This window comes from Pseudomonas sp. AN3A02, from assembly GCF_011765255.1.
Taxonomy (GTDB): domain Bacteria; phylum Pseudomonadota; class Gammaproteobacteria; order Pseudomonadales; family Pseudomonadaceae; genus Aquipseudomonas.
The window spans coordinates 875,385-894,881 of record NZ_JAARNI010000001.1 but is presented as its reverse complement, the minus strand read 5'-3'; the positions used below and the strand labels follow the sequence as shown (position 1 = coordinate 894,881).

General features: G+C 60.3%; 20 protein-coding genes. 12 read left to right on the top strand and 8 right to left on the bottom strand.

The genetic code is table 11. From position 1 onward, the window contains the following. Entirely contained in the window at positions 1 to 1,443 is a 1,443-nt protein-coding gene (locus tag HBJ59_RS04225; protein ID WP_167662840.1) for a cytochrome c, read from the top strand. 149 nt (positions 1,444 to 1,592) lie between these two features. Further along, positions 1,593 to 2,669 carry a pyridoxal phosphate-dependent aminotransferase gene (locus HBJ59_RS04220; RefSeq protein ID WP_076015652.1) on the top strand — a complete coding sequence of 359 codons (1,077 nt, stop codon included), beginning with the start codon at positions 1,593 to 1,595 and terminating at the stop codon, positions 2,667 to 2,669. A 110-nt stretch (positions 2,670 to 2,779) separates the two neighbouring features. On the opposite strand, the gene HBJ59_RS04215 is transcribed toward HBJ59_RS04220, so the two are convergent. From HBJ59_RS04215 to HBJ59_RS04195, 5 genes are all read right to left on the bottom strand, one after another. Continuing rightward, entirely contained in the window at positions 2,780 to 3,484 is a 705-nt protein-coding gene (locus HBJ59_RS04215) for a hypothetical protein (protein ID WP_076015651.1), read from the bottom strand. 102 nt (positions 3,485 to 3,586) lie between these two features. Next, on the bottom strand, positions 3,587 to 3,841 hold the full coding sequence (locus HBJ59_RS04210) for a Txe/YoeB family addiction module toxin (protein ID WP_167662839.1): 255 nt from the start codon (positions 3,839 to 3,841) through the stop codon (positions 3,587 to 3,589). Then, a complete protein-coding gene (locus HBJ59_RS04205; protein ID WP_076015649.1) occupies positions 3,838 to 4,092 on the bottom strand; it encodes a type II toxin-antitoxin system prevent-host-death family antitoxin in 255 nt (84 codons plus the stop codon). Before HBJ59_RS04205 ends, HBJ59_RS04210 begins: the two co-directional genes overlap by 4 nt. A gap of 77 nt (positions 4,093 to 4,169) precedes the next feature. Further along, on the bottom strand, positions 4,170 to 4,655 hold the full coding sequence (locus HBJ59_RS04200; RefSeq protein ID WP_076015648.1) for an N-acetyltransferase: 486 nt from the start codon (positions 4,653 to 4,655) through the stop codon (positions 4,170 to 4,172). 39 nt (positions 4,656 to 4,694) lie between these two features. After that, entirely contained in the window at positions 4,695 to 5,897 is a 1,203-nt protein-coding gene (locus HBJ59_RS04195) for a pyridoxal phosphate-dependent aminotransferase (RefSeq protein WP_076015647.1), read from the bottom strand. Between the two features lie 223 nt (positions 5,898 to 6,120). Between HBJ59_RS04195 and HBJ59_RS04190 the strand changes: the two genes are divergently transcribed. Then, positions 6,121 to 8,145, top strand: coding sequence for a c-type cytochrome (locus HBJ59_RS04190; protein WP_167662838.1), 2,025 nt, complete (start codon positions 6,121 to 6,123; stop codon positions 8,143 to 8,145). A gap of 142 nt (positions 8,146 to 8,287) precedes the next feature. On the opposite strand, the gene HBJ59_RS04185 is transcribed toward HBJ59_RS04190, so the two are convergent. Beyond that, entirely contained in the window at positions 8,288 to 10,306 is a 2,019-nt protein-coding gene (locus HBJ59_RS04185) for a TonB-dependent receptor (RefSeq protein WP_167662837.1), read from the bottom strand. A 259-nt stretch (positions 10,307 to 10,565) separates the two neighbouring features. On the opposite strand from HBJ59_RS04185, the gene HBJ59_RS04180 reads away from it, so the two are divergent. Both HBJ59_RS04180 and HBJ59_RS04175 read left to right on the top strand, forming a co-directional pair. Further along, the gene (locus HBJ59_RS04180; protein WP_003216406.1) at positions 10,566 to 10,802 is read left to right on the top strand and encodes a VF530 family DNA-binding protein; all 237 of its coding nucleotides are present in this window, start codon (positions 10,566 to 10,568) and stop codon (positions 10,800 to 10,802) included. Between the two features lies 1 nt (position 10,803). Continuing rightward, entirely contained in the window at positions 10,804 to 11,445 is a 642-nt protein-coding gene (locus tag HBJ59_RS04175) for a Pr6Pr family membrane protein (RefSeq protein WP_076015644.1), read from the top strand. Positions 11,446 to 11,516: 71 nt separating this feature from the next. Here the strand turns inward: HBJ59_RS04175 and HBJ59_RS04170 are convergent, their stop codons facing one another. Both HBJ59_RS04170 and HBJ59_RS04165 read right to left on the bottom strand, forming a co-directional pair. Further along, a complete protein-coding gene (locus HBJ59_RS04170) occupies positions 11,517 to 12,266 on the bottom strand; it encodes a siderophore-interacting protein (RefSeq protein WP_167662836.1) in 750 nt (249 codons plus the stop codon). Next, a complete protein-coding gene (locus HBJ59_RS04165; RefSeq protein WP_076015642.1) occupies positions 12,263 to 12,811 on the bottom strand; it encodes a PadR family transcriptional regulator in 549 nt (182 codons plus the stop codon). The genes HBJ59_RS04170 and HBJ59_RS04165 overlap by 4 nt, the downstream gene beginning before the upstream one ends. Before the next feature lie 557 nt (positions 12,812 to 13,368). On the opposite strand from HBJ59_RS04165, the gene HBJ59_RS04160 reads away from it, so the two are divergent. Genes HBJ59_RS04160 through HBJ59_RS04130 form a run of 7 tightly spaced genes read left to right on the top strand, consistent with a single transcriptional unit; the run spans position 13,369 to position 19,496 of the window. After that, entirely contained in the window at positions 13,369 to 13,878 is a 510-nt protein-coding gene (locus HBJ59_RS04160) for a fimbrial protein (RefSeq protein ID WP_076015641.1), read from the top strand. 53 nt (positions 13,879 to 13,931) lie between these two features. Further along, a complete protein-coding gene (locus HBJ59_RS04155; RefSeq protein WP_076015640.1) occupies positions 13,932 to 14,492 on the top strand; it encodes a fimbrial protein in 561 nt (186 codons plus the stop codon). Positions 14,493 to 14,508: 16 nt separating this feature from the next. Beyond that, the gene (locus HBJ59_RS04150; protein WP_167662835.1) at positions 14,509 to 17,121 is read left to right on the top strand and encodes an outer membrane usher protein; all 2,613 of its coding nucleotides are present in this window, start codon (positions 14,509 to 14,511) and stop codon (positions 17,119 to 17,121) included. Further along, positions 17,118 to 17,879 carry a fimbria/pilus periplasmic chaperone gene (locus HBJ59_RS04145; RefSeq protein ID WP_167662834.1) on the top strand — a complete coding sequence of 254 codons (762 nt, stop codon included), beginning with the start codon at positions 17,118 to 17,120 and terminating at the stop codon, positions 17,877 to 17,879. Before HBJ59_RS04150 ends, HBJ59_RS04145 begins: the two co-directional genes overlap by 4 nt. Positions 17,880 to 17,900: 21 nt before the next feature. Beyond that, positions 17,901 to 18,482 carry a fimbrial protein gene (locus tag HBJ59_RS04140; RefSeq protein ID WP_076015638.1) on the top strand — a complete coding sequence of 194 codons (582 nt, stop codon included), beginning with the start codon at positions 17,901 to 17,903 and terminating at the stop codon, positions 18,480 to 18,482. A 10-nt stretch (positions 18,483 to 18,492) separates the two neighbouring features. After that, complete coding sequence (locus tag HBJ59_RS04135) at positions 18,493 to 18,990, top strand: fimbrial protein (protein WP_076015637.1); 498 nt, start codon at positions 18,493 to 18,495, stop codon at positions 18,988 to 18,990. 26 nt (positions 18,991 to 19,016) lie between these two features. After that, the gene (locus tag HBJ59_RS04130) at positions 19,017 to 19,496 is read left to right on the top strand and encodes a fimbrial protein (RefSeq protein ID WP_076015636.1); all 480 of its coding nucleotides are present in this window, start codon (positions 19,017 to 19,019) and stop codon (positions 19,494 to 19,496) included. Position 19,497: the final 1 nt, after the last annotated feature.

Sequence of the window (19,497 nt, the reverse complement as noted above, 5' to 3'; positions counted from 1 at the left end):
ATGGGATTGCTTAAATTTCCGCTGCTGGCCTTGCTGCTCACCGCGTTGCCGGTGTTTGCTGCTGAAGATACGGATGCGCTGATCGAGAAGGGCGCCTATGTCGCCCGTGCCGGCGATTGCGAAGCCTGTCACCGCACCGCCGAGCATGGCGGCGCGCCGCTGGCCGGCGGGTATGTGATCGACTCGCCCATGGGCAAGATCATCTCCAGCAACATCACCCCGTCCAAGGCCTACGGCATCGGCGACTACACCGAGCAGCAACTGGCGGACGCCTTGCGCAAAGGCATCAACGCCAAGGGCCAGCACCTGTACCCGGCGATGCCTTACACCTCGTACCAGGGCATGAGTGATGACGACATCCACGCCTTGTACGTGTACCTGCAACAGGGCGTCAAAGCCGTGGACCAGCCGGTGCCGGAAACCCACCTGGCGTTCCCGTTCAACATCCGCCAACTGATGTTTGGCTGGAACCTGGTGTTCCTCGACAGCCAGGGTTTTGTGCCCAAGCCCGGCGCCACCGAACAGACCAGCCGCGGCCAGTACCTGGTGGACAACCTGGCCCACTGCGGCGCCTGCCACACCCCGCGTAATGCCCTGATGGCCGAGGACAACAGCCAGTACCTGGCCGGCGCCAAACTGGGGGGCTGGGTCGCGCCCAACATCACCTCCGACAAGGTCAGTGGCCTCGGCGCCTGGAGCGAGGACGACCTGGTCAACTTCCTGAAAAACGGTCACCTCGCCGACAAGGCCCAAGCGGCAGGCGGTATGGCCGAAGCGGTGGAAAACAGCTTCCGTTTCCTCAGCGACAGCGACCTGCACGCCATGGCCGCCTACCTGCACAGCGTGCCGCCGATCCGCGATCCCGGGCAGACCGAGCGGGTGGTGCGCGACGTCAAGCCGGTGGACATGAGCGCTTTGGAAACCGGCCAGGGCGATCAAGCCTCACTGGCCGATGCCACTGGCCTGGATGGCGCACGCCTCTACAACTCGGCCTGCTCCAGCTGCCACGGTCGCGATGGGCAGGGCTCGGCTGACAAGTTCTACCCGTCCCTGAGCCTCAACACTGCGCTCAACGGCAACCAGGCCAACAACCTGGTGATGGCAATCGTTGCGGGCATCGACCGTAAAGGTGCCGATGGCGCAGTGAACATGCCGGCCCTGGGCGGCGACCTGAACGATGCGCAAATCGCCGCCATCGCCAACTACAGCCTGCAAACCTTCGGCAACCCGGCGCTGAGCGTCAGTTCCGAAGAAGTGACCAGCTTGCGTCGCGGTGGGGACGCGCCGTTGTTGATTACGGCGATGCCGTATTTGCTGTGGGGCGGTGGCCTGGCGTTGCTGGTGCTGATCATCGTGCTGGTGTTGTGGCGGCGTCACCACCAACACCTGCGGGCAGTGGAGGCCAAGCGGATTGCGTTGAACCGGCGTTTTCATTCCAACTAGCCAGAAACGCAAAAGCCCCGCCTTCGGTAAGAAGTGCGGGGCTTTTTGTTGGGCGGGTAAATCACCGGATGTTTTCCTCGTCATACCCAACTGTAGGAACGGGCGCGAATTCCGCACCTGAAGCTGCGAGCCGACAAGGAGAAGTCATCATGGTCAACGTGAGTCGTCGTTCCCTGATCGCACTGGGCGCGGCCTTGCCGTTGCTGGGGCGCCTGGACTGGGCTGAAGCAAGCCCCGCGGTGGCGGCGCCCGAGGTGCTGCTCAACTACAACGAAAGCCCCTACGGTCCTTCGCCGGCCGCGCGGCAGGCGATGCAGCGCGGTATTGCGGCCTCGGGGCGCTACCCTTATCCGGACATGTACGCCCTGGCCGAAGCGTTTGCCCAACAGCAAGGGATTTCGGACGAGCATGTGGCGGTGTTCGCTGGCTCCATGGCCGCGTTGCGTTACGCGGTGCTGGCGTTTACCAGCGAAACCCGCAGCCTGGTGATGGCCACGCCATCCTACGAAGTACCGCGCCAAGCCGCCGAGTCGCGTAAGGCCCCGGTGCACGAAGTAGACCTCACCGCCGACCACGCCCATGACCTCCCCGCGATGCTCGCCGTTGACCGTCAGCCTGGCCTGATCTACCTCTGCAACCCGAACAATCCCACCGGTACCCTCACACCCACCAAGGCCATCGAGCAGGCGCTGGCGAACAAACCCAAAGGCAGCATTTTGCTGGTGGACGAGGCTTACATCGAGTTCAGCGATGCCCCCAGTTGCGTGGCGTGGGTCAAGGAGCATGACGACTTGCTGGTGCTGCGTACGTTCTCGAAAATCTATGGCTTGGCCGGTGCGCGCCTGGGGCTGGCGATCGGTCATCCGGCGCTGCTGGAGCAACTGGCGGTGTTTGGTGGGGATAACGTGCCGGCGGCCGCCAGCTTGCTCGCCGGCCGCGCCAGCCTTGCGGATGCGCAACTGGTGCCGGCGCGCAAGGCGCTTAATACCAGGTTGCGGGATGAAACGGTGGCCTGGTTGAGCGCACGGGGATTCACGTGCACGGCGTCTCACAGCAACTGCTTCATGATTGATGTGGGGCGGCCGGCGGAGCAGGTCATCGAACGGTTGGGCGGGCAGGGCGTGAAGATCGGGCGGGTGTGGCAAAACTGGCCGCAGTGGGTGCGGGTCACCGTGGGGAATGCTGATGAGATGCAGCGGTTTCGCGAGGTGTTCAGTTCCTTGTAGGAGCGAGCTTGCTCGCGAAAAACTTGAGAGCGCCGCGTTAAACCAGACGCGCTGCGTTTTCGTTGACGTTTTTCGCGAGCAAGCTCGCTCCTACAGGGGGCCACCCGATTTTACTGCTGGGCGATGCTGTAGCCATCAAATGCAGTCTGCTGCTGCAGCGCAGTGATGATGCTTTTACGCGTCAGCGGCTGTTCGGCGCCCGAGTTATCCACAAAGGTTTCAACTTCCAATTCAGCCTCATCACCTTCACCGACAAAGCTGAAACCAAGGAACTCAAACGCTTCACGGTCGACGCTCGGCTTGGAACGCGGCGAACGCATCGGCAGGGTGACGCTGATGCCGTCCTTGCTGATGGCGAACACTTCCGCTTCCTTCTTCGGCCGTGAAGCCTTGCCTTTGCCGGCGCTCGGGTTGCTGATGGCCTGGTGGGTCTGGTTCAGCACCTTGAGGGCCAGGCCGTAGACCAGCTCCTGGAACTCCGGGTCGTCCTTGAAGCTGGACAGGATGCGGCTGATGGAGAACTTGGTGTTGAGGTCTTCCAGGGCGGCGTTGTCGGCGGCTTCGGCGTCCTTGAGCTGCTTGAGCTCGCCCATCAGGTCGTAGGCCTTGTCATCGTCGAAGGCATCGTGGGCCTGGCGGATGGCCACGCGCAGCTCGCGGATCTGGTCGCTTTCCTTGGAGGTGTGGAACGCGTCCAGCACCATTTCACTGATGGTCTTGGCCGCCGGCACGTGCTGTGAAAGATTGATGGCGTTTTCGTATTCAGCTTTGGACTGCAAGGCGACTACGGATTCTTCGGTACGGGAATCAGACATTGAAATTTCACTACTTCAGTAAACGGGGAGACGGGAAAAGCGTCGCGCATTTTCAGCGGGGAGGGGGATCAGGTCAAGGCAGGATCCTGACGGTAAATGGCGTCAATAGTGATAGCGACACATGAGGATCTGTATTTCACCATCCTCAATCCCGTACACCAGACGATGTTCCGCTGTGATTCGCCGGGACCAGAAACCACTGAGGATATGTTTGAGTGGTTCTGGTTTGCCAACGCCGTCAAAAGGATCACGCTGGATCGATTTGATCAGTAAGTTGATGCGTTTGAGCCCAGCCTTGTCGTTTTGTTGAAACCAGAGGTAGTCGTCCCAGCCTTCAGGCGTAAAGAGTATTTTCATTCTTCAATCAACTGCCTCGGCTTGGCCTTTCCGGCTCGCAGGCTGTTGATCGATTTGATCAAGCGTTCCGCGTTGTTGGGAGAGCGCAGCAGATAGGCCGTCTCTTCAAGAGCGTTGAACTCTGAGAGAGAGATCATGACCACCGGTTCACCTTTTTGCCGGGTCACCAACAGAGGGGCACGATCTTCGTTTACCCGATCCATCGTGTCCGAGAGATGGGCGCGTGCATTGGTGTAGTTGATAGTTTCCATAATTGAGTCCTCGCTTAATGGCTGAAACGTACAGAAATACGTACAGGTCATCAAGGGGCATCTTACCAACGGTTGATTTAACCGAGGCGCTTGCCCATTTCGAAGGCGCGTTTTTCGTAGCCCAATTCCTCGTACAGCCGCTGCGCCGGTTCGTTGAAGGCCCAGACGGTCAGGCGCAGATCACCGGCGCCCTGGCGGATGGCCCAGCGCTCGGCGAGCGCCATCAGTTCACGGCCAATGCCCTGGCCACGCTGGGCCTCCAGCACGCAGATCGAGCCGATCCTGGCAACACGTAGCGGCTGCAACAACGGGCTGGCGGTCTCGATGATTTGCGCGGTGATAAACCCAACACCAACGCCGTGCTGCTCGGCAAGAAATACCGCCTGAACCCGGCTGGTCAGGCAGGGCCGCCAATGGGACTGGTCGCGCTCCACTTGGTCGGTGGCGTCACGGTAGATATCGGGCCGTTCCTGGTGGTGCAGGCGGTTCAGCGGCTGGCCCAGCACGCACAGGGTGTGCAGGTCGTCCAGGTGGGCCTGGCGATAGGTCAATCCTTGAGACATGGCAGTCCTTCGAACGGGGCAAAAGGCGTTTTATGCCCGTTATCGGCGATCACGTAAAGGCACGGCGTTGGCCCCAAGCCCCTCGACGAAGCCGGCAATGCGCCGGCAAGCTTCCTTGAGGGTGTCATCGGCGACGGTAAACGAAACCCTTACAAACCCTTCGGCGCTGGCGCCAAAGGCCTGGGCATCAAGCACCGATACGCCGGTCTGGCGATACAGTTGCCAGGCGAATTCCCGGCCGGTGAGCCCGGTGCGGCGTACGTCCACCAGCATGAACATGCCCGCCTGGGGGATTCGGCAGTCCAGCTCGCTGATTGCACTCAACTCGTTCACCACCAGATCACGCCGGCGCCGATACACCGCGCGGGCATCGCTGACCACGGCCTCATCCAGTTCCAGTGCCTTGATCGCCGCCGCCTGGATAAACCCTGGCAGGCCATAAATCATGCACAACAGCAAGTTTTCCAGATGGCTTATCAAGGTGGGCGGGCCCGCCACCCAGCCTACCCGCCAGCCGGTCATGGCGTGGCTTTTCGACAGGCTGTTGAGCACCACCGTCCGTTCGGCCATGCCCGGCAACGCGCTGATGCTCAGGTGTTGATCGTCATAAATGAGCTGCCCATACACCTCATCGCAAATCACCCAAAGGTTGTGCTCGCGTGCCACTTCGGCGACGGCTTCCAGTTCTTCGCGGCAGTAGACGTTGCCGGTGGGGTTGCACGGTGTAGCGAGGGCGATGCCCCGGGTCTTGTCGGTAATCGCGGCTTGGAGCGCGGTGCGGGTCAGGCGAAAGCCGTTGGCGGCTGGTTGTTCGACGGTGGTAATGCGTGCCCCCGACGCATGGACACAGGCTTCGTAGGTCAGGTACATCGGCTCCGGCACCAGCACTTCATCGCCGTGGCTGAACAGGCACAAGCAGGCCGCGAACAGGCCATTCTGCGCGCCGGCGACCAGGGCGATATTGTCGGCGTGCACCGCAATCCCTTGCAGCAGGCTCTGCCGTGCGGCGATGGCCTCCCGCAGTTTTGGGCGGCCGAGCACATGGGTGTAGTGGGTGTCGCCAGCGCGCAGGGCGTCCACGGCGGTTTCACAGATCGCGCTGTGTGTGGCGAAGTCCGGGTCGCCGACACTGAGCACAATCACGTCTTCGCCACGCAGTTGAGCTTCGGCGGCGGCGTAGTGAATATCCCAGGCACTGACGGATTCGCCGCCAATGCGCCCCACAAAGGGTGAATAACGCATCCTTGCTCTCCTCGCCGACATCGATGCTCGCGTCAATTAGTCAATTTCAGTTCCACTGTAGAACATGCCGTCTGATCTACATCAAGGGCCACGCGCAAAAAATCCGCTACAACGAAGCTGGGGCTGACCATGCCCCGGTTATCTGCCTGATGACCCAATAAAAACGATTGCAGACCTGCGCCGAGGGGACCGCCCCAGGCCGGGTTATTAAAGGAATAGTGCGATGATTTTTCCCCTGTCACGTCTGGGCCTTGTGGGGGTGGTGCTGTGTCTGTCCCTTCCCCTGCACGCCAACGAAGCCGACCCCACGCTGATCGAACAGGGCAAATACGTTGCCCAACTGGGTGACTGCATCGCCTGCCACACCGCCAAGCAAGGCGCGCAAATGGCCGGCGGGCTTGAGTTGAGCACGCCAATGGGCACGATCTATTCGAGCAACATCACCCCGGACCGCGACACCGGCATCGGCCAGTACACCTTTGAGCAGTTCGACCGGGTGATGCGAGAAGGTGTGACGCCCGCGGGGCAGAACCTGTACCCGGCGATGCCGTACCCGTCGTACGCGAAGATGAGCGAGGTCGACATGCGCGCCTTGTTCGCTTACCTGATACAGGGCGTGGAAGCGGTGAAAAAACCCAATCTGGAAGCGGAGATGGGCTTCCCGTTCAACCAGCGTTGGGGCCTGGCGTTGTGGAACTTTGCGTTCCTCGACAAGCAGCCGTTTGCGCCTGACCCGGCAAAGGATGAAGTGCTTAACCGCGGCGCCTACCTGGTCCAGGGCCTGGGCCACTGCGGTTCCTGTCACACCCCGCGCGGCATTGCCTTCCAGGAAAAAGCCATGAGCGATGCGGGCCGCAGCGGTCGGCATTACCTGGCCGGGGAGACTGTCGAGCACTGGCGCGCCTTGAGCTTGCGCAACCTGTGGACGGTGGACGACACCGTGCAATTGCTCAAGACCGGGCAGAACCGCTTTGCCACGGTCTCGGGCAACATGGCCGATGTGATTCATCACAGTACCCAGCATTTCACTGACGCTGACTTGACGGCCATCGCGACCTATTTGAAATCCCTGCCGCCGGGCAAGGATGACCTGCCGATGCCGGCCGTAGCCCACGAACCTGTTGCACCGCCCAAGGACCTGTTCACCAGCCGGGGTGGCCTGGGCTACATGCAGTTTTGCAGTGACTGCCACCGCAGCGACGGCGGCGGGGTGAAAGGGCTGTTTCCGCAGTTGGCCGGCAACCCGGGCGTGGCATCCAGCAACCCGACTTCACTGCTGCACATCACCCTCACGGGGTGGGAGACCGCTGAAACGGCGACTCATCCACGGGTCTACACCATGCCCGGGTTTGCCCGGTTGGCGGATCAGGAAATCGCTGAAATCCTCAGCTTTGTGCGCAGCAGCTGGGGCAACGAAGGCACGCCCATCAGCGCTACCCAAGTGAAGAAAATGCGCGGCCAGCTCAACCCGGTCACCACCGATTCGTCAGCGTTCGAAACCCCGCGCCTGGCTGAGCTGCTGGCGGCGCCGAATGCCGATCAAGTGGTGCGTGGCATGCGCCTGCACCTGCAGACCAAGGCGCTGCTGCCGAACAACGTGGGCAATGCGTTGAACTGCACCAGTTGCCATCTCAACGCAGGCACCGTGGCGGACGGTTCGCCGTTTGTGGGTGTCTCGGCGTTCTTCCCGAGCTATGCGCCGCGGGCCGGCAAGGTGGTGAGCCTGGAGGAGCGGATCAACGGCTGCTTCCGTCGCTCGATGAATGGCAAGCCACTGCCGCCGGAATCGGCGGATATGCAGGCGATGGTGGCGTACTTCGACTGGATGAAAAACAACACCCAGCCCGAAGATAAAGTCGCCGGGCGTGGCGTGGGCAAGGTCGATCCTGCGATCAAGCCGGACATGGAGAATGGCAAGCAGGTCTACGCCAAGCAGTGCGCGGTGTGCCATGGCGACAATGGCCAAGGGTTGGCGCGAGCGGATGGCGAGTTGGTGTACCCGCCATTGTGGGGCGAGCAATCGTTCAATATCGGGGCGGGGATGGCGCGGCTGTACACGGCGGCGGCGTTCGTGAAACGCAACATGCCGATTGGCTTCCACGAGAAATTCCCGTTGGGCCAGGGTGGTTTGTCGGATCAGGAGGCGGTGGATGTGGCAGCGTACTTCTCCCAACAACCTCGTCCGGATTTCCCGGACAAGGTGAACGATTGGCCTAAGGGGGGTAAGCCGGTGGATGCGCGGTACTAACTCCACAACCTGTTCGAAGTGGGCACAGTAAATGTGGGAGCGGGCTTGCTCGCGAAGACGGTGGGTCAGTCACACATGTCTTGACTGACGCTCCGCTTTCGCGAGCAAGCCCGCTCCCACAGGTTTAACCGAGTGCAGTCAGTTAGAAAGTGGTGCGCAAGCCCACCTGCACACTTCGCCCCGGCGCCGGGGCGATGTCCCGCAGAATCGAGCTGGCATAGCGCACGGTCTGGTTCGTCAGGTTCTCACCGTTGACGAACGCCAGCCACTGGCTGCCGCCGACATTGAAGCGGTAGCCGGCACTGGCGCCCAAGGTGGTGTAGCCGTCGGTCCCGCTTTCGTTATCCGGCACACGCCCCTGGCCCGCCGCGTGCTCGACATCGATCCGCGCCTGCCAGCGGTCCAGTTCCCACAACAAACCGCTGTTCAAACGCAACGGCGCAATCCGTGGCAAGGCTTCACCCGTGTCCAGGTTGGTCGCGCGGGTGTAGTCGCCGGACAGTTCCAACGCGAACTTGCCGTAGGCACCTTCCCCCAGCTTGATGTGATCCTGGGCTTCAAAGCCCGCGAAACGCGCGCGTACGCCTGAGTATTTGTACTCAGGAATACCGCCGGCATCTTCCTCGCCTTCGTCATTCAAGGTGCGACCGCTGCCCAGCAGGCCGATGTAGTTGGAGAAGTGGCTGTAGAACACGCCGAAGCTGCCCTTGTGAGTGCCGTTGTCAAAGCGCAGCGCCAGGTCGCTGGACACCGCTTTTTCTTTCGACAGGTTGGCGTCGCCCAATTCATAGGTGCCGGTGGCGACGTGAGCGCCGTTGGCATACAGCTCGTAGAACGTCGGGGCGCGTTCGGTGTAGCCCAAGGTGGCGGCCAGCGACCAGATCGGGGTCAGGGTGTACACCGCGCCGGACGACAGGCTGCCGGCGGTGAAGTCGGCGGATTTGTTGGCATTGGCAAAGCGCGCGTTGCCTTTGCCGTCCGGGTCGACGTTAGTGTGTTCCAGGCGCCCGCCGAGGCTCAGCTTGAGGCGCTCGGTGGCCTGCATTTCTTCGAGGATAAACAGCGCGCCGGCATTGGTGTCGGTCTGCGGCACGAAGGCTTCTTCACCCAGCGCCGAGAATTCGTTGCGGCTGACCTGTGCGCCCACCACGCCGTTGAATGGCCCGATCGGCAGGTGTCGCGCTTCAACACGCGCTTCATAGCCCTTGTTCTTGAAGGTGGTGCCGGTTTCGCCGCCTTCGATCTCCATGTGCTTGTAGTCGGTATAACCGGCGTCGAGTTTGACCGAGGTGAACGGGCCTTGCAGGTTGCGGATCTCGGACGCAAAGGCGTAGTGATCCTGCTTCATGCGGATGCGCACGTCCTGCTCGGCCGGGGAGCCGTAGTTGCTGTCGTAGTTGCTGTAGGACAGCCCGGCGTAGCCGTCGTCCCACGTGTAGGAACCGCCGACTGCACCACCGTCCTGGCGCCCGTCGCTGTTGCCGAGGCGACCGTTCTTGCCTTCACCGTCTTCGCTTTGCGGTGCATGACGGCTGCGGGCAAAGCCGGGGATTTTCAGGTCGTTGAATTCCCGCGCGCTGGCGTCCAGGTGCAAGGCGAAAGTGCCGTTGCCGGCTTCCAGTTTGCCGGCGCTGCTGCGGGTGGTGTCGGCGCCGCCGTAGCGCAATTCACCGGCCCCGTGAATGCCTTCGATGGCTTCGGTGGGGATGCGGTTGTCGAAGGTGTTCACCACGCCGCCGATGGCGCTGCCGCCGTAAAGCAGGGCGGCCGGGCCGCGCACGATTTCGACGCGGTCGATGTTGACCGGGTCCAGCGGCACCGCGTGGTCATAGGACAGCGACGAGGCATCCAGCGCGCCGACTCCGTTGCGCAGAACGCGAATACGGTCACCATCCTGGCCACGAATGATCGGCCGGCTGGCCCCCGGGCCGAAGTACGACGACGACACGCCGGGCTGCTTGTTCAGGGTTTCACCCAGGCTGCCTTTTTGTTGCAGGGTCAGGTCATCGCCTTCGAGCACGGTGGTGGGCGAGGCGAGGGTTTCGCTGCCCAACGGGTTGCCGGTGATGACTTGGGGTTGCAGCTCCAGGGCGTTGGCCTGGGAGGTGATCAACAGGGCGGCGGCCAGCGGGGAGAGGCGCCAGAGAGAAGAGAGGGACATCGGTCGTTCCTTGGCAAACGGCAAAAAAAGAGAAGGCTGAAAACGGTAAGGGATTCGATACCCTTTGATAGTTATCGTTACAATATAACATCACTTTTTTCTCTGCCAAGGGGAACTTTCCCAAACCCCGCTCGATCACTCCCACGCAGAGCGTGGGAACGATCGAACAGTGGCCTATAGTGAAGGCAGCGCTTCCACCCGCACGGCCCGTCCGCTAAGGTGCGCGGCTTCGTTTTCTTCTTTTCGCAAAAGGCCCGGCATGACCGCGACAAACAAAGACCCACTGCACGGCGTCACCCTGGAACAGGTCCTCACCGCGCTGGTGGCGCATTACCAATGGGAAGGCCTGGCCGAGCGCATCAACATCCGCTGTTTTTCCAGTGACCCGAGCATCAAGTCGAGCCTGTCGTTCCTGCGCAAGACGCCGTGGGCGCGGGAGAAGGTCGAGGGCTTGTACGTGAAGTTGATGCGCACCAAGCGACCGGTCGAGGACTGAGGTGAAACGTCACCTTATCGGCCTGGCAGCCCTCGGCGGCTGGGCTGGCCTGGCGCTGCAGCAGTACATCATTTTCTACTACCGCTGGGTCGATGGCGCGAGCCTGTTGCCGGGCCTGGTGAATTTCTTCAGCTTCTTCACCGTGCTCACCAACACCCTGGTGGCGGTGGTGTTGACCCATGCGTGGGTGCAACGGCCATCTTGCGCGAGTCGATTTTTCCTCAGGCCCGTGGTCAGCAGCGGGATCGCCGTGAGCATTGTCGTGGTCAGCCTCGCCTACAGCCTGTTGCTGCGGCACATGTGGCAACCTGCGGGGGTGCAGTTTGTGGCGGACGAACTGCTGCACGACGTGATGCCGTTGGTGTTTGTCGCGTATTGGTGGTGGTGCGTACCCAAGGGCAGCCTGCGGCTCAAGCACATCGGGCTGTGGGTGATTTACCCGTTGGTGTACTTCGCTTATGTGTTGTTGCGCGGGTATGTGTGGGGGTTGTATCAGTACCCGTTCATCGACGTGGACACCCTGGGTTATCCACAGGTGTTCATCAATGCCGGGGGGATTCTGGCGGGGTTTGTGCTGGTTGCTTTGGTGGTGGTGGGGCTGGATAAAATCAGTAGGAGCAAGCTTGCTCGCGAAGGACGTTAACGATAACGCAGCGTGTCTGGTTTAACGCGGCGCTCTCAGGTTCTTCGCAAGCAAGCTCGCTCCTACACGGATCACTGTTGCCAGTAACCGACGGCCTTGAGGAACGCCTCATTGACGTTGTGCGTGTCCAGCAGCACCCGCCGCACCTGGCGCGACAGTTTGCTCTCGGTAGCGACGAAGCTGTACAGCGAACCGCCCGGCAGCGTCAGGTTCTGCACCGTCTCGAGCAGGTCATCCTGGCCGCGCACCACCCAGATCACTTCTACCTCGGCAGCGCTGTATAGCGGTTGCCGCTCTGCCGCATTGTCGATCTCGATCACCGCCAATACCTTGCGCCCCGCCGGCAATTCATCCAGGCGCCGGGCGATGGCCGGGATCGCGGTTTCATCGCCGATCAACAGGTAGCTGTCGAAGATATCCGGCACGATCATCGAGCCACGCGGCCCGCCGATGTGCAGGTGCTGGCCGACCTTGGCCTGCTCGGCCCAGGTGGAGGCAGGGCCATCGCCGTGCAGCACGAAGTCGATGTCCAGCTCGCCAATGGTCAGGTCGTACCGGCGTGGGGTGTAGTCGCGCATGGCGGGTTGCGGGCCATCGCCGCGCAGGTTGAAGTCGGGGCTGTCCAGTGCCGCTTGTTCGGCGGCGTTCTGCGGGAACAGCAGCTTGATGTGGTCGTCACTGCCCAGGCTGATAAAGCCCGCCAGTTCCGGCCCGCCCAGGGTGATGCGGCGCATGCGCGGGGTGATGTCGACCACGCGCAGAACTTCGAGGCGGCGGCGTTTGATTTCGTGGGTCACGCGGTGAATGGCTTGGGTATTCATTGAGCTTTCCCGTCGGCAATGGCTTGGGCGGTGCTGTTGAGCAGCGCCGCAACACGAACGATTTCTTCCGGGCTCCAGCGCCCGTGGTGCGAATGCAAGGCATGGCGCAGGTTATGTACCGCCTCGTGGATTTCTGGCGGACGGTCCTGGCCGCGCAGCGAACGTTTGCTCACATCCATGCGCAGGCGAATGCCTTCGAGGGCAACTGCTTGTTCGCTTAAGAAGAGACGACCGGCGTCGGTGATTGTGTAGCGTTTTTTTCCGTCTTCGGCATCGCCGGCAATCAATTCGCTTTCTTCGAGAAAGGTCAGCGTGGGGTAGATCACGCCGGGGCTTGGGGTGTAGGCGCCGTCGAACAGGGCTTCGATCCGGCGGATCAGGTCATAGCCGTGGCACGGCTGTTCGGCGATCAGCGCCGGCAGCAGCAGTTTCAGGTCGCCGGGGGCGAAGACCCGTGGGCCTCGGCCACCGCGGTCGCGGCCAGGGCGTTTTTCGAAGCCGTCGCGGTCGTCACCGTGGTCTCGGTGGGGATGATGGTCTCTCATTGGGATGCTCTCGTCTGGTTTAGATACAACGTAAGATATATCTTATGTTGAGGGCAAGCCCGGCAGACGAGCGGTCGACGCTGCGCAGCGGCCTCCAAGCCGCGAGTGTTTTGTTCGCCTGCGTGCGCAAGCCAATCCAGTGGACTCATTTTTAAATTAGTTAGTGGGTTTGGCCCAGTAGTTACTATTGTTTTTTAGAGTTCGTAATCCTATTCTTACGGACTTATCCCTTCTTAAACTATTTCCATTCTCAGCATGTAGTCCGATTCTTACGGACACATTTAAAGTTTTGGCAAAGTGCCATAATCTTCCTATGTGTCTTGGTGTAACCAGGCTACTCAATTCAGCGAATCGGATGGCTTTCTTATTCAAATTCGCAACGGATAATTGCCCGGCGTTGAACGAGTTCCTGAATTGCAATGCAAGTAGTTGGAAAAAATCAAACATTCCAACGTGATCAGGGAATCGTTCGGGCACTTAATAAGTCCTGCGCACAGCTGCGACAGGACTCCGTTGTGATATTGACTATACGTGAGCGTCTGCAAATGAAATCTAAAATGAAAACTGCACTGTTAACTGTCGGCCTGTTGGCAGGTTCGATGTCTGTTGCCCAAGCAGCGGACGGAACGGTCACGTTTTTGGGGTCGGTACATTCGGGTGCTTGCTCTATCAAGCCTGACTCCGTAGATCAGACCGTTCGCCTTGGCGCGATCGCCAAGCATCAACTGCAATCGGGTGGCAAGTCTGAAGCCCGACGTGTGCTGATTGAACTTGAAGGCTGCGATCTGTCCGGCCTCACCGATAACACGGTGACCACTACCTTCACCGGCGCGCCGTCGACCGTTGTTCCGGGTGGGATCGGCACAGTGGGCGGCGCGGGCGGCGTGGGCATCATGATGACCCATGGCGGTCGACCTATTGTGTTGGGTACTCCAACCACCCCGCAGGCTATTGCCTCCGGTAATAACACGCTGGAGTTCGGCGCCTTTGTTCAAGGCCAGGCGACAGGCGACATCGTTCCTGGTGATTTCAGCGCGGTCACCAATTTCACTTTGGCTTATCAGTAAGTTTTTCCCCCGCCACTCTCAAGGTGGCGGGGGGAAGCTGGCGGGAGGTCCAGGTGAAAACATTCATAAGTCTCGCTATTACCTCTTCATTGACGATGTTCATCAGCCCTTGGGTTTTCGCGCAGTCCTCAGCGCAAGGCGATGGAGTCGTCACGCTGGGAGGAGAAGTTGTTGACTCAGCCTGCGGGCTGGAAGCAGCCAGTGCCGATCAAACCATTGAGATGGACCCCGAACCCATAGGCCGGCTCTTGCGGGACGGGGCGGGACAAATACGGCCCTTCCAGTTGCGGCTGGTCAATTGCTCGCTGAGTCGCCCCGACCCGTCACGCCCGGGTGAAAGCCTGCCTGATTGGCAGCACCTGCGAGTGACGTTTGACGGCTCTCCCGATAGAGCAGGACGCTCCTTTGCAGCCTTTGGTGGTTCTCAGGGAGTTGCCTTCGATATTCAGGATATTGATGGCCGGGCGTGTTCACCGGGTGCGCCAGTAGCGCTGTACCCGGTAGTTGAGGGTGACATGATCCTTAACTATACGCTTCGCCTGGTCGGTAACGGCGTGCCGCTCTTGGCTGGAGCTCACCGTGCCGCAGTGCGGTTCAAGTTGGAATACTTTTGAAGATTGAGTTGCGTGTATGTTGAATACGTCGAAAGTCATGAATACGCTGCGCCCCAGCCTCTTTGGCGGGTTGATATCACTGGCGGGAACTGCACTGGGTGCCGGGGATATTGAGTTTAATACCGACGTTCTTGATCTAAATGATCGCACTAATATTGACTTGTCCCAGTTTGCACGCAGTGGCTTTATTCTGCCCGGCAACTACTCGATGCTCGTGCAGATAAATACACAGCCCATCTCTGAGCAATCAGTGGCGTTCTACCCTCCGGATAATGACCCCAAGGGAAGTCAGGCCTGTTTATCGCGGGAGTTGGTGGAACAGTTGGGCCTGAAAGCGTCCGAAACAGCCAAACTCAGGTGGTGGAAAGACGGGCAGTGCCTGGATATCGAAGGCTTGCCTGGCATGGAGGTCAGTGCGGACCTGGCCTCTGCCACGGTGAACATCAGTCTTCCCCAGGCTTATCTGGAGTACAGCGCCATCAACTGGGACCCGCCTTCGCGTTGGGACGAGGGGGTGCCGGGGCTGCTGATTGATTACAACATGACAGCGCAATCGAGCTACCGACGGCATGACGGTATGCGCAATGACGTCAGTGGTAACGGAACCGTCGGAGCGAATGCCGGGGCCTGGCGGCTGCGGGCTGATTGGCAGGGCCGTGTCGAGAAAGACCGCGAGTCGGCGGCAAACCGGCAAAAACTGGAGTGGAGTCGTTACTACGCTTACCGTGCGCTTCCTGCGCTTAAAGCGCGCTTGGTGGTGGGCGAGGACTACCTCTATTCGGACCTGTTTGACAGCTTTCGCTTTACCGGTGCCGCGCTGAAGTCGGATGAAAGCCAGCTGCCACCCAACTTGCGGGGTTACGCACCGGAAGTGGTCGGGGTTGCCAAAACCAATGCAAAGGTCGTCATCAGCCAGCAAGGGCGTGTGCTGTATGAAACGCTGGTCGCAGCAGGACCGTTTCGCATCCAGGATCTTAATGACGCAGTGTCCGGCACGCTGGATGTGCGGGTGGAAGAGCAGGACGGTTCGGTACAAAAATTCCAGCTTGATACGGCAGGCGTTCCCTACCTGACGCGCCCCGGGCAGGTTCGCTACAAGCTGTCGGCTGGGCAACCGTCGAATCTTCAGTATCACGAAGACGGTGCGTTTTTCGGCACCGGCGAGTTCTCCTGGGGTATCAGCAACGGTTGGTCGCTGTTGGGCGGCGGTATTTTGGATAACAACTACCGTGCATGGTCGGTCGGGGTGGGGCGTGATCTGTTGGCGTTCGGGGCGCTTTCTCTGGATGTGACAGAGTCCCGCGCACACCTGTGGAACGAGACACTCACGGGCAAATCCTACCGCCTTCAATACTCCAAGAACTTTGAAGAGTACGACAGCCAGGTGACGTTCGCCGGTTATCGTTTTTCCGAAAAGAACTTCTTGAGCATGAGCCAATACCTGGATGCCCTGCATTACGGTTTGAATGGTGAACTCGGCGGACGCGGCGTGTACGACCAGAACGGTGAGTTCATTGAACACTGGCAACCGATTGGCGGCAACAAGGCACTTTTTACGGTAACGGTTAATAAACAGTTTCGTGATCTGGGCGCCACTGTCTATGCCAGTTACAACAAACAAACCTACTGGAATCGACCGGACACTCAGCGCTGGAACGTGTCTGCATCGCGTTACTTCAATATCGGCACCGTTAGAAACATGAACCTGTCGGTGAATTTATATCGCACCCAAGATTACCAATATAAGGATAACGGCATGTCGCTGACGGTCAGCCTGCCGTTGGGGCCGACCGGCACATTGTCGATGGATGCGAATCGAGCCGCCGGCGAGAACAGTTTTGCAACGCGCTACGCCGATCGCATCGATGCGCGTAACAGCTACCAACTGAGTGCCAGCGACAACTCCGCCAGTGGTTATCTGAGCCACATCGGTGATCTGGCAGACATCGATCTCAGCGCCAGTCAGCAGCAAGGTAATAACCGAACCCTGGGGGCGTCCGTTCGCGGCGGTGGCACGCTTACGCCGTACGGTGGGGCCCTGCATCGCACCAATAGTACGGGCGGCACCCGTCTGATGATCGACACCGGTGGTGTGCCCGATGTGCCTGTGCGCGGTTACGGCACTCCTACCCGCAGCAACGCCTTCGGCAAGGCGGTGATCTCCGACATCAGCAGCTACCAGCGGACGGCGGCCAGTGTTGACCTGGAGAGCTTGCCGAGCGATGTCGAAGCCACCCAATCCGTCACGCAACTGACTCTCACCGAAGGGGCTATCGGTTATCGAACCCTGGAAGTGATTTCCGGCAAGAAAGCCATGGCTGTGCTTCGCCTGCCGGATGGCAGCTCACCGCCCTTCGGCGCGACGGTAAAAAACCTGAAGCTGCAGGACACCGGGGTCGTGAACGATGGCGGGGACGTCTACCTCAGCGGTATCCAGGCTGGCGAGCAGATGACCGTCAGTTGGGGTGGTTCCGAGCGTTGCACCCTCACGCTGCCCGTCATTTTGCCAATTGACGGGTTGAGCGATGCCCTGCAACTGCGCTGCCAGTTGGTAGCCACTGATCAATCCGTGCCCGAGCCAGCAGCGCTGACCGGCAAGCAAACCGATAGGGAGAACACGTCCTCATGAAGCTGAACATACGCCTCACTCAACAGGCTTTTGCACTGCTGGTACTGGGTGTGAGCCTGAATGCCAACGCCGCTGTTGGCCTGGACCGGACCCGAGTGATTTTTGATGGCGGCAAAGACGCCACCAGCGTGAACATTACCAACAACAATACCCAGCTGCCGTATTTGGCCCAGGGTTGGATCGAGGATGAAGCCGGCAAAAAAATCACCACGCCCTTGATCGTACTGCCGCCTGTTCAACGGCTGGAGCCAGGAAAACAAAGCCAGGTAAAAGTACAGGCATTACCCGCGGCCAAGTTGCTGCCGCAGGATCGGGAGACGGTCTACTACTTCAACTTGCGGGAAATTCCGCCGCGCAGCGACAAGGCCAACACCCTGCAAATTGCGCTGCAAACCCGGATCAAACTGTTCTACCGGCCGCAAGCGATTACGCCCACCCAGCAAGACTTGTCCAACCCGTGGCAGGAAAAGCTGACCCTTACCCGCGAAGGCGACCGTTATCGGGTGAATAACCCGACGCCTTACTACGTGACCCTGGTGGACGCGCGTAGCAGCAAGGACGGCAAGACCATACCGGGCTTCGAGCCCCTGATGGTCCCGCCCAAAGGCGTGCAGACCCTTGGCCCGACGGCCAGGGAGCTGGGCACGACACCTTACCTGGCCTACGTGAATGACTACGGCGGACGCCCGCTGCTGGCGTTCAGTTGCAGCGGCGAGACCTGCAAAGTGAATGCGCAAGCATCAGCGCCCAATCAGTAGTGCCTTCTGCCGGAGAACATCATGAAGTTGCACAAAGTGAAGGTCTTGGGCTGCCTGTTACCGGCCTTGATGGGGCAGGCGCACGCCGCGGATGACGAGGATCTGGAGGGCATGGTCGGGATGCTCAATATTCGCGGGTCCATGCACGAAATGCCTTGCAGCCTGGAAATGAACTCCCTGCATCAAACGATTGATTTGGGCGCCGTATCGGCCGGCCAGTTGCAACGGCCCGGCGACCAGGCGACATCCAAGCCATTTCAACTGCAATTCAAGGATTGCCAGCGCACCGCCGGCAGTATCGCGAATGCGCGCACGGGAAATCTCACATGGAGCGCACATCAACCTGTGCTGTCAGTCACGTTTGTTGCGCCCGCCGATGCCGATGATCCACGGCTGGTCAAGGTGCAAGGCATCACCGGGATGGGCCTGCGCTTGACCGATGCCGTGGGACGGGATGTACAGCTGGGCTCACGGGGCGAACCTTTGTTCTTGCCCTTGGGCGCCAGCACTCAAACCTGGAATGTCCAGCCCACGCGCACCTCCGCACCCTTGACCAGCGGGGCATTTCGGGCCGTGGTGGATTTCAGGCTCAACTATGAGTAAGGGCAGAGCAATGAGCAGGTTAACCGGCCCGTGGGCCATTTTTATCGGTGCGGGCCTGCTATGGGCTGTCAGCCTGGATGTGCAGGCCGATACCAACCTGACCATCCGCGCGGTCATCATCGCGCCGCCGCCGTGCGTGATTAACAGTGGGAGCACGCTGAATGTGCCGTTTGGCAACGACCTGCTCACGTCACGAATTGATGGCGTCAATTATCGTCGGGAGGTGCCTTATACCGTCAGGTGTGACCCGCCTGTTTTCAGCAACGCGATGACCCTGGAACTCAAGGGTGCGGGGGCGGCGTTCGATAGCAAAGTGCTCTCCACGCCCAAGACGGATCTCGGGATAAAGCTGTTCGCCAATGGGGCTGACTGGCCCCTGAATACGCCCCTGAGGTTTACCCATCCAACCTTTCCGGCCGTGCAGGCGGTGCCGGTGAAACGCGCGGGCAGCACGCTGACCGGAGGGGCCTTTGCGACTGCCGCCACCCTGGTGATCGAGTACCAATGACGAGCCCAAATAGAGAGGAACGATCAATGACACGTTGGCCGCAGCGAGCGTTGCTCGCCTTGTGTTCCATTGGCCTTTGCAGCGGTGCGTCGGCCAACCTGACGTTCAACGGAACGCTGAACGAGCCGCCGCCCTGCACGATTGATTCGGGCAGCACGATTGAAGTCGATTTCGGGGATGTCGGCACCAAGCGCGTCGATGGCGTGAAATACCGCAAGGGCGTCGGCTACACGATCCGCTGTGGCGCTTCCACGTTGCCGTGGCTGCTGAAGTTGAGCATCAAGGGCACAGAAACGACATTTGATAATTCGGCGGTGCAGACCACTGCGCCTGATCTGGGTATTCGGCTGTATCAAAACAACCTGCCGTTTCGACTCAACACGCCACTGGACATAAGCCTGGCATCGCCGCCGACGTTGGAAGTGGTACCCGTCAAACGGCCGGGTTCAATCCTGGCCCCCACCAGGTTCACGGCGGTGGCCACGCTGTTGGCTGAATACCAGTAGG

Coding starts and splice junctions, on each gene's coding strand:
- HBJ59_RS04225 (WP_167662840.1), top strand. CDS start 1: ATGGGATTGCTTAAATTTCCGCTGCTGGCCTTGCTGCTCACCGCGTTG.
- HBJ59_RS04220 (WP_076015652.1), top strand. CDS start 1,593: ATGGTCAACGTGAGTCGTCGTTCCCTGATCGCACTGGGCGCGGCCTTG.
- HBJ59_RS04215 (WP_076015651.1), bottom strand. CDS start 3,484: ATGTCTGATTCCCGTACCGAAGAATCCGTAGTCGCCTTGCAGTCCAAA.
- HBJ59_RS04210 (WP_167662839.1), bottom strand. CDS start 3,841: ATGAAAATACTCTTTACGCCTGAAGGCTGGGACGACTACCTCTGGTTT.
- HBJ59_RS04205 (WP_076015649.1), bottom strand. CDS start 4,092: ATGGAAACTATCAACTACACCAATGCACGCGCCCATCTCTCGGACACG.
- HBJ59_RS04200 (WP_076015648.1), bottom strand. CDS start 4,655: ATGTCTCAAGGATTGACCTATCGCCAGGCCCACCTGGACGACCTGCAC.
- HBJ59_RS04195 (WP_076015647.1), bottom strand. CDS start 5,897: ATGCGTTATTCACCCTTTGTGGGGCGCATTGGCGGCGAATCCGTCAGT.
- HBJ59_RS04190 (WP_167662838.1), top strand. CDS start 6,121: ATGATTTTTCCCCTGTCACGTCTGGGCCTTGTGGGGGTGGTGCTGTGT.
- HBJ59_RS04185 (WP_167662837.1), bottom strand. CDS start 10,306: ATGTCCCTCTCTTCTCTCTGGCGCCTCTCCCCGCTGGCCGCCGCCCTG.
- HBJ59_RS04180 (WP_003216406.1), top strand. CDS start 10,566: ATGACCGCGACAAACAAAGACCCACTGCACGGCGTCACCCTGGAACAG.
- HBJ59_RS04170 (WP_167662836.1), bottom strand. CDS start 12,266: ATGAATACCCAAGCCATTCACCGCGTGACCCACGAAATCAAACGCCGC.
- HBJ59_RS04165 (WP_076015642.1), bottom strand. CDS start 12,811: ATGAGAGACCATCATCCCCACCGAGACCACGGTGACGACCGCGACGGC.
- HBJ59_RS04160 (WP_076015641.1), top strand. CDS start 13,369: ATGAAAACTGCACTGTTAACTGTCGGCCTGTTGGCAGGTTCGATGTCT.
- HBJ59_RS04150 (WP_167662835.1), top strand. CDS start 14,509: ATGTTGAATACGTCGAAAGTCATGAATACGCTGCGCCCCAGCCTCTTT.
- HBJ59_RS04145 (WP_167662834.1), top strand. CDS start 17,118: ATGAAGCTGAACATACGCCTCACTCAACAGGCTTTTGCACTGCTGGTA.
- HBJ59_RS04140 (WP_076015638.1), top strand. CDS start 17,901: ATGAAGTTGCACAAAGTGAAGGTCTTGGGCTGCCTGTTACCGGCCTTG.
- HBJ59_RS04135 (WP_076015637.1), top strand. CDS start 18,493: ATGAGCAGGTTAACCGGCCCGTGGGCCATTTTTATCGGTGCGGGCCTG.
- HBJ59_RS04130 (WP_076015636.1), top strand. CDS start 19,017: ATGACACGTTGGCCGCAGCGAGCGTTGCTCGCCTTGTGTTCCATTGGC.